Below are 11,256 nucleotides of genomic sequence, written 5' to 3' on the forward strand. Positions count from 1 at the left end.
CGCCTTGGCCTCGGGAGGCAGCTCCGCTTGCGGCGGTCGTGAGTGCGGATAATCCCCGACGGGCAGGCCCAGCAGCGCGGCGGCGTGCTTGAATGCCGCACCCCAGTGGGTGAAGTAATCGGCGCGGCCCGGATAGCAGGTCCACCACGAGCCCATGTCGAGGTCGAACTGGTCCAGGCCGGATTCGCGCCCATAGTCCATCGCCTCGACCAGCTTGTCGCTGGTCACCAGATCCCAGTAGTGGGAGAAGATGCGCTGCGACGGGGTCTCGAACAGGTAGCCGGGGGTGCCCAATTGGGCGGCACACACGATGCCGTCGCGCAGCCACCCGGCGCGATAGACCGTCTTGTCGCATTCCCACAACACCAGGCCCGGCGCCAGCTGGTGCAGCAGGCGGCTACTGCCCGGCCGGAACGCACCCTCTTTGGTGGCGCACACCGCGGGAATCTCCTCATAGATCCGAGCACTCTCGGCCGGGGTCAGCACGTAGCCGGAGGACGGCGAATTGAACATGCCCAGCGCGATATCCGTCCGCGCGGCCACGTACCGGAAGAACCGCAACACCCCGGCGCCCCCGTGCGTCTCCATCATCGGCGTCTGAATGTAGGCGATGTCGGCGCCCGCCTCTTGGGCGTGCCGGGTCAGTTCCACACAGTCCTTGGACGACGTGGCCGCCGTGCACGCCTGCACCACCACGTCGGGGTTGATGCGGCGTGCCTCCTCGACAGCCACCTCCAGCAGCCTCTTGCGTTCCTCGAGGGTCAGCGACCAGAACTCGGCGATGCCGCTGGTACACCACAACATCGGGTGCCCGAGATCGCCGACGCAGTAGCGCACCAGCGTCCGGTATGCGTCCCAGTCGATCTCGTCACCGTCGCTCCCACGAAACGGCGTGTAGAGGGAGTCCCCAATGCCTCGCAATGCGCCCCGCGCCCAGGCGCGTGCCTCGCTCGCCGTTGCCATGGTCGACTCCTTTTGTCGCTCAATGGAAGTGAAGTCAGGTGAAGTCCGAACCGCCGTCGACGTTGATGTTGGCGCCGGTCATGTAGGAGTTGCGGCGCGAGGCGAGAAAGGCGGCGATCGGCCCGATTTCCTCCGGTAACCCGGCGCGCGGCAACTGCGCGGGATGCCCGAAGTACGTCCCTATGGCGTCCATCAGGGCGTAGAGGTCGTTGCCGTCGACACCCACCGAATCCGCCCAGCCGCGCAGCGATTCCGACGCGATGCTGCCGGGTGAGACCACGTTGACCAGGATCTCGTCCTTCACCAGTAACAGCGACAGGTTCTTCGAGACGCTGGTGAGCATCGATTTGGCCGCCGTGTACGCGGGCAGCAGCACGCTTTGGCGCTGCGTGGAATGCGCCGAGAAGGTAACCACCCGCGCCCACGCCGCATTGCGCAGCAGCGGAAGCGCCGCGCGCACGCAGCGCACCATGCCCAGCACGCCGTCTTCGACGGACTGACGCCATTGGTCGTCGGTGAGGTCCTCGAAAGTTCCTGCGGCACCGGGCCCCACCGTCACGACGAGCGCGTTGAGCGCGCCACCCCAGCGACCGGCGAGCGCCGCCATCGCCTTACCGACCGCCACACCGTCCGCGATGTCGGCGACCAGGCCCAGGGCGTCGGGACTGCCGCGCCCCGTGAGATCGGTCACCGCCGCGTCCAGGGCGTCGCGGTTGCGTCCCAGGACCGCGACCCGGGCGCCCTCGTCCGCGAGGCAGCGGGCGGTGGCCAGGCCCATGCCTCGACTGCCGCCGACGACGAGCGTGGCGGCGTCCGCGAGCCCTAGGTCCATCGCCGCCTCCGCAGCGTCATCATGGCCCTTTTCGCCCGTCGATCCGATTTACCAAAAAGCCTACGATAGGTATTACAGTAACAGACGGGCAGCGCGACACGCGGGCGAATACCCAGGTCAGAGGCGACCTGCGGGCGGACTTGCCGGGTAGATTGCATCGTACCGGCGCCGCGGATGTCACATCGCATGCACTATACGGATCTTCTTGGAGGTGCCCGCAGTGGCCAAGCAAGCAACCGCCGACAAGCGGCAACGGCGCGAACGCGGGTCCATCAATCCCGACGACATCATCAGCGGCGCATTCGAACTCGCCGAACAGGTATCGATCGACAACCTGAGCATGCCGCTGCTCGGCAAACACCTGGGCGTCGGTGTGACGAGCATCTACTGGTACTTCCGCAAGAAGGACGACCTGCTCAACGCGATGACGGACCGCGCCCTGAGCAAGTACGTGTTCGCCACTCCCTATGTGGAGGCCAGCGACTGGCGCGAAACCCTGCGCAACCATGCGCGCTCGATGCGCAAAACCTTTATGGGCAACCCCATCTTGTGCGACCTGATCCTCATCCGCGCCGCCCTGAGCCCGAAGGCGGCGCGCCTGGGTGCCCAGGAGATGGAGCGCGCCATCGCGAACCTGGTGGAGGCCGGGCTGTCCGCGGAGGACGCCTTCGACACCTACTCGGCGATGTCGATCCACGTCCGCGGCTCGGTGGTGCTGCAACGGCTCTACGAGAAGAACCAGTCCTCGGACATCGGGCAGCGGGCCATCGAGGAAGCCGTCGCGATCGATCCCGAGAAAACGCCGCTGCTCGCCCAGGTCTCCGGCATCGGCCACCGGATCGCCGCCCCGGATGAGGCGAACTTCGAGTACGGCCTCAACTGCATCCTCGACCACGCCGGCCGTCTGATCGAGACGAACGCCCAGGCGTCGCGGGCCCGCAAGCGCAGCCCCGCCAAGTCACCCGCCGCGCGCGGCCGAGCGAAGGCGCCGGCAACCCGCTAGTCCTGCGCGCGAAACCCGTTGCTAGGGAACCCTTGTCCACGGTTGGCAGTTCTGCGACTCGAATGCCTTGACCGACGAGTTGATATTGGCGTACATGGGGCCGATCGAGGTGTTGGTCTGCAGCACGTGCTCCTTGTTCGCGTCGGGGGTGCTGTAGGTGAACCACGAACACATCGACTCCTGGGTCGGCACGTCGTTGATCCACACGCCGAACGCGGACCCCGACCCACCGGTGTGGTAGAGGCCGGGAGCGACGTCGGGGCCCACGACGAAGACGCCGTTGCCGGGGATCGGGTCGACCGGATCGGCGACCGCCGGGGGCGCGAGGGCGGCGGCCGTCGCGGCCACGACGAGTACGGCCGGTGCTCGAAGCGTTCGGGACATGTCTCCTCGCTCTGCCGTGTCGCCCCCCGCACTGCGCAGCGTAAGCCGATCGGCGGCCGGGCGACAACCGCCGCCGCGCCGTCAGGGAATGGGCGGCCGGTCGGCGTCGACGACCACCCCGCGGGCGATCAGATGATCGATCAGCGGGACCGCCCCGGCGGCCAGATGTTGCGACATCGCCGCACGCGCGCCGTCGTCGTCGCGCTTCTTCAGCGCCGACAGGATGCGGCGGTGGTCGCGCATCGATTGGGCCGGCCACCCCGAGATGGCGGGGAACACCGATTCCGGTGCGTAGCGGGTGATCTGGGACATCAGCTGGGCCAGCTTGGGCGAGTCGGCGGCGACGTTGATGGCGCGGTGGAACTCGTGGTTGAGCCGAACGGTCTTATCGCTGTCGTCGCCGGCGTAGGCGCTTTCGAGCTCGGCCTGGATGCGCTGGAGCTCGCGCAGCTGGTCGTCGGTGATGTGGCGCGCCGCGCGGGCGGCGAGTTCCCCGCCGACGTGCGCCTGAACGTTGGCGACGTCGGTGACGTCCCGGTGGGTCACCGGCAGCACCATGAATCCGCGGCGCGGCTGCTGGGTGATCAAGCCCTCGGCGCGCAGGGCGACAAGCGCCTCGCGGACCGGGGTGACGCTGATCCCCAACTCCGCGGCCAGCTGGTCCAGCCGGACGTAGGAGCCGGCGGCGTAGCTCCCGTCGAAGATGCGCTGCCGGATCAGTCGCGCGACGTCGTCGGAAAGTTGCGGCCGCGCAGCGAAATCCGGGACGGTCATGGCCTCACACCTGGTACTCGGCGAGTAGCCGCTTGCTGATGATGTTCTTCTGGATCTCGCTGGTGCCCTCGCCGATAAGCAGGAACGGCGCGTCGCGCATCAGCCGCTCGATCTCGTACTCCTTGGAGTAGCCGTAACCCCCGTGGATCCGGAAGCTCTGCTGGGTGACCTCGGTGCAATATTCGCTGCACAGGTATTTGGCCATGCCGGCGGCGACGTCGTTGCGTTCGCCCGAGTCCTTCAGCCGCGCCGCGTTGACCATCATCAGGTGTGCGGCTTCCACTTTGGTCGCCATCTCGGCGAGCTGGAACGCGATGGCCTGGTGCTCGGCGATCGGCTTGCCAAACGTTCGTCGTTGCTGGGCGTAGCGCACCGCGAGCTCGAAGGCCCGGATGCCCACGCCACAAGCGCGGGCCGACACGTTGACGCGCCCGACTTCGATGCCGTCCATCATCTGGAAGAACCCCCGGCCCGGGATGCCGCCGAGGACGTCGTCGGCCGCGGCCCGGTAGCCGTCGAAGATGAGTTCCGTGGTGTCGATGCCCTTGTAGCCCAGCTTGTCGATCTTGCCGGGGATCACCAGGCCGGGCACGACTTCGCCGACGCCGGTGGGCTTTTCGACCAGGAACGCGGTCAGGTTGCGGTGCGGCTTGTCGGCGCCCTCGTCGGTGCGCACCAGCACCGCGATCAGCGTGGAGCTGCCGCCGTTGGTCAGCCACATCTTCTGGCCGTTGATGACGTAATTGCCGTCCGCGTCGCGGACGGCGCGGGTGCGGATGGCGGCGACGTCGGAGCCCAGTTCTGGCTCCGACATCGAGAACGCCCCCCGCGACTCCCCCGCCGCCATGCGCGGCAGGAAGCGCCGCTTCTGCGCCTCGGTGCCGTGCTGGCGCAGCATGTAGGCGACGATGAAGTGGGTGTTGAGCACGCCCGAGACGCTCATCCAGCCGCGCGCCAGTTCTTCGACGCACAGGGCGTAGGTGAGCAGCGATTCCCCCAGGCCGCCGAATTCCTGCGGGATCATCAATCCGAACAGGCCCATGTCCCGCATCTGGTCGACGAGCTCCTGGGGATAGGTGTCGCCGCGTTCCAGCTCGGGCGCTTGCGGAATGACCTCCTTCTCGACGAATCGCCGTACGGTCGCGATGATTTCGGTCTGGAGTTCGGTCAGGCCCAGGGTCTGCGCAAGCTTCGTCATGGCGCTGTCCTTCCTACGCCCGTGCGTGGGCGATGACGCGGGCGCTCGTGAGGCGCTCGATGTCGGCGGTGCTGAGCCCGAGGCGTTGCGTCAGCACGTCGGCGGTGTCTTGCCCCAGCGTCGGGGCGGCGCCACCGGCCGGGTGCATCCCGTCGAATGCGGCCGGCAGGCCGGCTGCGAGGTATGCCCCGACGCCGGGCTGGTCCAACCGCGAAAACAGCGGATTATCAGTCACTTTCGGTCCTGCCGCGACCTCGGCGAAGGTGCGGTACCGCTCGAACAAGACGGTGGTCTGCGACAGGGCCGCCGTGACCTCATCCGCCGTGCGGTCGGCGAACCAAGGAGCGAACAGGCCGGAGAGGACGTCGCGGTAGCGGTACCGGTCGCCCTCGTCGGCGAAGTCGACGCCCAGCGCCTCGGCGAGCGCCGACACCGCCCCGGACGTGCCCGTCACCTCGACCAGGTCACGAAAGTGCCGCTTGGTCAACGCGACAACCATGAAGGCGGCGCCGTCGCCGCTGGCGAAGTCCTGCCCGTACTGGCCGTAGATGGCGTTGCCCAACCGCGCGCGCTGGGTGCCGGTGACCTGAGGCTCGGTCAGCAGGCCCAGATTTCCCGCGGTGGCCAGCGCGACGTCCTCGAGCGCCAGGCTGATCCGCGCGCCGGTCCCCGACCGGTCGCGGTCGCGTACGGCCGCGACCACCGCCAGCGCGGCGTACAGGCCGCAGCAGACGTCCCAGGCGGGCAGCGCGTGGTTGATGGGCCCCGCGTGCTCGGCGGGCCCGGTGACCAGCGGGTAGCCGACCGCCGCGTTGACGGTGTAGTCCACCCCGGTCGAGCCGTCGCCGCGGCCCAGCAACTGCAGGTGGATGAGATCGGGCCGCTGCGCGGACAGGCGCTCGTGGCTCAGCCACGACAGGCCGGCGGCGTTGGTCACCACGACTCCGTCGCCCTCGACGACGAGGCGTTGGACGAGTTGCTGCCCCTCGGGCGAACGCAGATCGACGGTGACCGAGCGCTTTCCCTTGTTCAGGCCGGTCCAATAGATCGAGGTGCCGTTCGCGGTGAGCGGCCAGCGTTGCGCGTCGGCGCCACCCCCGATCGGGTCCACGCGGACCACCTGGGCGCCGAGTTGGCCCAGGGTCATGCCGCACAGTGGGGCGGCGACGAAACTGGACACCTCGACGACCGTCAGGCCGCTCAGTGGCGCTCGGGTCACGCGGACGCCACCCGTTCGAAGACCGCGGCCAGCCCCTGGCCGCCGCCGATGCACATGGTCTCCAGCCCGTACCGCGCCTCGCGACGGGTCAGCTCGCGCGCCAGGGTGGCCAGCATCCGCCCGCCCGTCGCGCCGACGGGATGCCCGAGGGAGATGCCCGATCCGTGCACGTTGGTCCGGTCCTGATCGGCGGGCCCGAATTTCCACTCGCGCAGCACCGCGAGCGCCTGCGCGGCGAAGGCCTCGTTGAGTTCGATGACGTCGATGTCGGCCAGTCGCAGGCCCGCCTTGGCCAGGGCCGTCTCGGTCGCGGGCACCGGGCCGATGCCCATGACGCGGGGCGCGACGCCCGCCGTCGCCCACGACACCAGGCGCACCAAGGGCGTCAAGCCGTACGCGGCGGCCGTCTCGGGCGTGGTGACCACGCACATCGACGCCGCGTCGTTCTGCCCGCTGGCGTTGCCGGCGGTGACCGTCGCCTCCGAATCATGGTCGGCGAGAACGGGTTTGAGCTTGGCCAGGGCCTCCACCGACGCGTCGGCGCGGGGATGTTCGTCGGTGTCGACCCGCTCGTCGCCGTGTCGGGCGGGCACGCTGACGGCCACGATCTCCTCGGCGAGGATGCCATCCTTCTGCGCGGCCACCGCCCGTTGGTGCGACCGCACGGCCAGCTCGTCCTGTTCCCGGCGCGAGATGCCGTACTGGCGGCGCAGGTTCTCGGCGGTCTCGAGCATGCCGCCGGGCACCGGATGGTGCCGGCCACCGGCGGTCGTGCGCCCCCGCGCCAGGCCGTCGTGAACCACGACGCCGCCGCGGGCGCCGCCCCAGCGCATGTCGGTGGAGTAGAACGCGACGTTGCTCATGCTCTCGCAACCGCCCGCGATGACGAGGTCGTGGGCACCGCTGCCCACCTGCAGGCACGCCTGGATGACCGCCTGCAGGCCCGACCCGCAGCGACGGTCCACCTGCATGCCCGGAACAGTCACCGGCAGGCCGGAATCCAGCGCCACCACCCGCCCGATCGCGGGCGCCTCGCTGCTGGGATAGCAGTGCCCGAGCACGACGTCGTGTACCGCCTCGGGCGGCAGGCCCGTTCGCTCGAGGAGCCCCGTCAGCGCGGCCACCCCGAGGTCGACCGCGGTGAGCGAGGCGAACATCCCACCGTAGCGGCCGATCGGCGTCCGGACCGGTTCGCAGATGACGGCGTCGCGCATGGTCGTTACCCCGCTCAGATGTGCCGGCCGCCGGTGACTTCCATGACGGTGCCGGTCATGTACGACGACAGGTCCGAGGCCAAGAACAGCGCCACCTTGGCGACCTCGCTGGGCTCGCCCGCACGGCCCATCGGAATCTCGGCGACCTTCTCGTCCCAAATGCGTTGCGGCATGGCCTCGGTCATCGCCGAGCGGATCAGGCCGGGGGCGATCGCGTTGACGCGCACGCCCAGATAGGCGAGCTCCTTGGCCGCGGCCTTGGTCATCCCGACGATGCCCGCCTTCGCCGCCGAATAATTGGTCTGGCCGATCATGCCCACCTTGCCGGAGACCGAGGACATGTTCACGATGGCGCCGCGCTTGTTCTCGCGCATCACGGCGGCCGCCAACCGGATCCCGTTCCAGGTGCCCTTCAGGTGCACGTCGATGACCTGATCGAACTGGTCCTCGGTCATCTTGCGCATCGTCGCGTCGCGGGTGATGCCGGCGTTGTTGACCATGACGTCCAGGCTTCCGAACCGCTCGATGGCGGCGTCGATCAGCGCTTCGACCTCCGCCGCCTTGGTGACGTCGCAGCGGGCCGCGACCGCGACGTCGTCGCCGCCCAGCTGCTTGGCCGCGACCTCGGTGGCCTCCAGATTGAGGTCACCGAGAACGACCCGAGCGCCCTCGGCGACGAATCTCTCGGCGATGGCGAACCCGAGCCCCTGAGCGGCGCCCGTGATTACCGCCGTCTGACCGCTGAGCAATGACACCTCGACCACGCATCCTCTCCGCACCGGGGACCCGGGCATCCAATATCGTATTTCATATAGGATCACGCCCGGTGCCGGGGTGGGGAGCCCCGGACGGTCGTACGGGGCCACCGCCTCACTGCGACCGCGCCGACCGGTGTCGACAAGGGAGTCACCATGACCAGCACAGAAGTCCCCGAGGTCTCCGACGAGGATTTCGGCGAGATCCTCGCCCAGACCCGCCACTTCGTCCGCACCGCCGTGATGCCGCGCGAGCAGGAGATCCTGACCGACGACCGGGTGCCCGACGACCTGCGCGATCAGGCCAAGAAGATGGGGCTGTTCGGCTATGCCATCCCGCAGCGGTGGGGCGGCCTGGGGCTGAACCTCGTGCAGGACGTCGAACTGGCGATGGAGCTGGGCTACACCTCTTTGGCGCTGCGGTCGATGTTCGGCACCAACAACGGCATCGCCGGGCAGGTGCTGGTCGGGTTCGGCACGGACGCGCAAAGGACCCGGTGGCTGGAGCCGATGGTGACCGGCGACGTGGTCGCCTCGTTCGCCCTCACCGAGCCCGGGGCCGGCTCCAATCCGGCTGGCCTACGCACGAAAGCGGTTGCCGAGCACAATGATTGGGTGATTTCCGGGCAGAAGCGGTTCATCACCAACGCGCCGGTCGCCGACCTGTTCGTCGTGTTCGCGCGCACCCGGCCGGCCGACGACCGGGGGCCGGGCATCGCCGTCTTCCTCGTGCCGGCGGACGCGCCGGGCGTCGAGGTCGGCGCGAAGGACGCCAAGATGGGCCAGGAGGGGGCGTGGACCGCCGACGTGAACTTCACCGACGTCCGGGTGGGCGGTGACGCGTTGATCGGCGGCAGCGAGGACATCGGTTACCGCGCGGCGATGACGTCGTTGGCCCGCGGTCGCGTCCACATCGCCGCCCTGGCGGTGGGCGCCGCGCAGCGCGCGCTGGACGAGTCCGTCGCGTACGCCGCCACCGCGACGCAAGGCGGCGCGCCGGTCGGCAGTTTCCAGCTGGTGCAGGCCATGCTGGCCGACCAGCAGACCGGGGTGTTGGCCGGGCGAGCGCTGGTGCGCGAGGCCGCCCGGGCGTGGGTCACCGGCACGGACCGCCGGACCGCGCCGTCGTCGGCCAAGCTGTTCTGCACCGAAATGGCGGGCAAGGTCGCCGATCTCGCGGTGCAGATCCACGGTGGCAGCGGGTACATGCACGGGGTGCCCGTCGAACGCATCTACCGCGACGTGCGCCTGCTGCGGCTGTACGAGGGCACCAGCGAGATCCAGCGACTGATCATCGGGACCAACTTGATCAAGGCCGCGCAGCGATAACGTTGCACCACAACGCATTTTAGAGGAGGGAAGATGAGCGGTCGGCTTGAGGGCAGGGTGGCTTTCATCACCGGGGCGGCGCGCGGCCAGGGGCGCGCGCACGCGGTGCGGATGGCGCGGGAGGGCGCCGACATCATCGCGGTCGACATCGCCGGCACGCTGCCGTCGTGTGTGCCCTACGACCCGGCGACTCCCGACGACCTGCGCGAAACGGTGCGCCTCGTCGAGCAACTGAACCGCCGCATCGTCGCCTCGGTGGTGGACACCCGCGACTACGACGGGTTGCGTCGCGCCGTCGAGGAGGGCTTCGCCGCGCTCGGCCGGCTCGATATCATCGTCGCGAACGCCGGCGTCGCGGCGCCGCAGGCGTGGAACGAGATCACGCCCGAAAACTTCCGCGATGTCATCGACATCAACGTGACGGGCACCTGGAACACCGTGATGGCCGGCGCGGACAAGATCATCGAGGGCGGCCGCGGCGGCTCGATCATCCTGATCAGCTCGGCGGCCGGAATGAAGATGCAGCCGTTCATGATTCACTACACCGCCAGCAAGCACGCCGTCACCGGGATGGCGCGCGCCTTCGCCGCCGAGTTGGGCAAGCACTCCATCCGGGTCAACAGCGTGCACCCCGGGCCGGTGAACACGCCGATGGGCACCGGCGACATGGTCGCGGCGGTGGGCAGGGCCATGGAGACCAACCCGCAGCTGTCCAACGTGCTGACGCCGTTCCTGCCGGACTGGGTCGCCGAGCCCGACGAGATCGCCGACGCGGTGTGCTGGCTGGCCAGCGACGAGTCGCGCAAGATCACCGCCGCCCGGATCCCGGTCGACCAGGGCTCGACGCAATACTGAGCAGTCGAGGGAATAGATTTCTAGGTCCGCGAGCTTGGAGGCCACATGAAGCACTTCACCGAAAGCGAACGTCAGGAATTCCTCGCCGACAAGCACGTCGCCGTGCTGTCCGTCGACGCCGCGGACGGCCGGCCGCCGGCCAGCGTGCCGATCTGGTACCGCTACTCCCCTGGCGGCAACGTCCAGATCATGACCGGGGCGTCGAGCCGCAAGGCAAAGCTGATCGAACGGGCCGGCGCGGTGACGCTGGTGGTCCAGCGCGAGGAGCCGCCGTATCAGTACGTCGTCGTCGAGGGCACGGTGATCGAGACCACCAAGCCGGCGCCGGTCGACGTCGCGGAGGACGTCGCCATCCGCTACCTCGGCGAGGAGGGCGGGAAGGCTTTCGTCCGCAGCATGGAAGGCGTCGAAGAGGTGCTGTACACGATCCGCCCCGACCGCTGGCTGACGGCGGACTTCACCGGCGACCTGTAGGGGTCAGCCGATCAGCTCCAGCGTGCCGAGCTCGCGGATGGCCCGGCACCCGCGGCGCAGCATCGTGAGCACCATGTCGTCGCCGCGCTCGGTGGCCGACGCGAACGCGAAACCCAGCGCCGAGATGAGCGGTGCCTGCAACGCCCCCAAACGGTAATCCCGCCAACAGGATTCGTGGTCGTAGTCGCCGACCCCGCCGGCCGTCAGGGCGCGGTGGTAGTCGGCGACCAGCTGCCCTTCCAGGGCGGCGCGCAGG

Annotated in this window: 12 protein-coding genes and 1 pseudogene; 4 read left to right on the top strand and 9 right to left on the bottom strand. The window is 69.0% G+C overall.

Features of this window, described 5'->3' with window-relative positions; all coding sequences use genetic code 11:
- Nucleotides 1-963: dihydrodipicolinate synthase family protein (locus tag A5714_RS12460; protein WP_068285565.1), on the bottom strand; the 963-nt coding region annotated here is incomplete at its 3' end.
- A gap of 34 nt (nucleotides 964-997) precedes the next feature.
- The gene (locus A5714_RS12465) at nucleotides 998-1,795 is read right to left on the bottom strand and encodes an SDR family NAD(P)-dependent oxidoreductase (protein ID WP_068285555.1); all 798 of its coding nucleotides are present in this window, start codon (nucleotides 1,793-1,795) and stop codon (nucleotides 998-1,000) included.
- Between the two features lie 220 nt (nucleotides 1,796-2,015).
- Between A5714_RS12465 and A5714_RS12470 the strand changes: the two genes are divergently transcribed.
- A complete protein-coding gene (locus A5714_RS12470) occupies nucleotides 2,016-2,798 on the top strand; it encodes a TetR/AcrR family transcriptional regulator (protein ID WP_197502909.1) in 783 nt (260 codons plus the stop codon).
- 21 nt (nucleotides 2,799-2,819) lie between these two features.
- On the opposite strand, the gene A5714_RS12475 is transcribed toward A5714_RS12470, so the two are convergent.
- From A5714_RS12475 to fabG, 6 genes are all read right to left on the bottom strand, one after another.
- The gene (locus A5714_RS12475) at nucleotides 2,820-3,182 is read right to left on the bottom strand and encodes a hypothetical protein (RefSeq protein WP_068073009.1); all 363 of its coding nucleotides are present in this window, start codon (nucleotides 3,180-3,182) and stop codon (nucleotides 2,820-2,822) included.
- An 81-nt stretch (nucleotides 3,183-3,263) separates the two neighbouring features.
- A complete protein-coding gene (locus tag A5714_RS12480) occupies nucleotides 3,264-3,956 on the bottom strand; it encodes a GntR family transcriptional regulator (RefSeq protein WP_068073011.1) in 693 nt (230 codons plus the stop codon).
- A gap of 4 nt (nucleotides 3,957-3,960) precedes the next feature.
- The gene (locus A5714_RS12485; RefSeq protein ID WP_068285557.1) at nucleotides 3,961-5,154 is read right to left on the bottom strand and encodes an acyl-CoA dehydrogenase family protein; all 1,194 of its coding nucleotides are present in this window, start codon (nucleotides 5,152-5,154) and stop codon (nucleotides 3,961-3,963) included.
- A 13-nt stretch (nucleotides 5,155-5,167) separates the two neighbouring features.
- Nucleotides 5,168-6,373 carry a CoA transferase gene (locus A5714_RS12490; RefSeq protein WP_068285559.1) on the bottom strand — a complete coding sequence of 402 codons (1,206 nt, stop codon included), beginning with the start codon at nucleotides 6,371-6,373 and terminating at the stop codon, nucleotides 5,168-5,170.
- Nucleotides 6,370-7,587 (bottom strand): acetyl-CoA C-acetyltransferase, encoded by a 1,218-nt coding sequence (locus tag A5714_RS12495; RefSeq protein ID WP_068285560.1) that lies wholly within the window; start codon nucleotides 7,585-7,587, stop codon nucleotides 6,370-6,372. Before A5714_RS12495 ends, A5714_RS12490 begins: the two co-directional genes overlap by 4 nt.
- Before the next feature lie 14 nt (nucleotides 7,588-7,601).
- The gene (gene fabG / locus A5714_RS12500; protein ID WP_231975878.1) at nucleotides 7,602-8,351 is read right to left on the bottom strand and encodes a 3-oxoacyl-ACP reductase FabG; all 750 of its coding nucleotides are present in this window, start codon (nucleotides 8,349-8,351) and stop codon (nucleotides 7,602-7,604) included.
- A gap of 147 nt (nucleotides 8,352-8,498) precedes the next feature.
- Between fabG and A5714_RS12505 the strand changes: the two genes are divergently transcribed.
- Genes A5714_RS12505 through A5714_RS12515 form a run of 3 tightly spaced genes read left to right on the top strand, consistent with a single transcriptional unit; the run spans nucleotide 8,499 to nucleotide 11,000 of the window.
- Nucleotides 8,499-9,671, top strand: a complete 1,173-nt coding sequence (locus A5714_RS12505) for an acyl-CoA dehydrogenase family protein (RefSeq protein WP_068285564.1) — start codon at nucleotides 8,499-8,501, stop codon at nucleotides 9,669-9,671.
- 33 nt (nucleotides 9,672-9,704) lie between these two features.
- Nucleotides 9,705-10,526: a mycofactocin-coupled SDR family oxidoreductase gene (locus A5714_RS12510; RefSeq protein ID WP_068073023.1), complete on the top strand. Its 822-nt coding sequence runs from the start codon at nucleotides 9,705-9,707 to the stop codon at nucleotides 10,524-10,526.
- Nucleotides 10,527-10,571: 45 nt separating this feature from the next.
- Entirely contained in the window at nucleotides 10,572-11,000 is a 429-nt protein-coding gene (locus A5714_RS12515; RefSeq protein WP_068073024.1) for a pyridoxamine 5'-phosphate oxidase family protein, read from the top strand.
- A 3-nt stretch (nucleotides 11,001-11,003) separates the two neighbouring features.
- On the opposite strand, the pseudogene A5714_RS12520 reads toward A5714_RS12515, so the two are convergent.
- Nucleotides 11,004-11,256: pseudogene (locus A5714_RS12520) on the bottom strand (aminoglycoside phosphotransferase); the annotation flags it as partial.

Source organism: Mycobacterium sp. E2462 (assembly GCF_001672685.1).
Lineage (GTDB): Bacteria > Actinomycetota > Actinomycetes > Mycobacteriales > Mycobacteriaceae > Mycobacterium.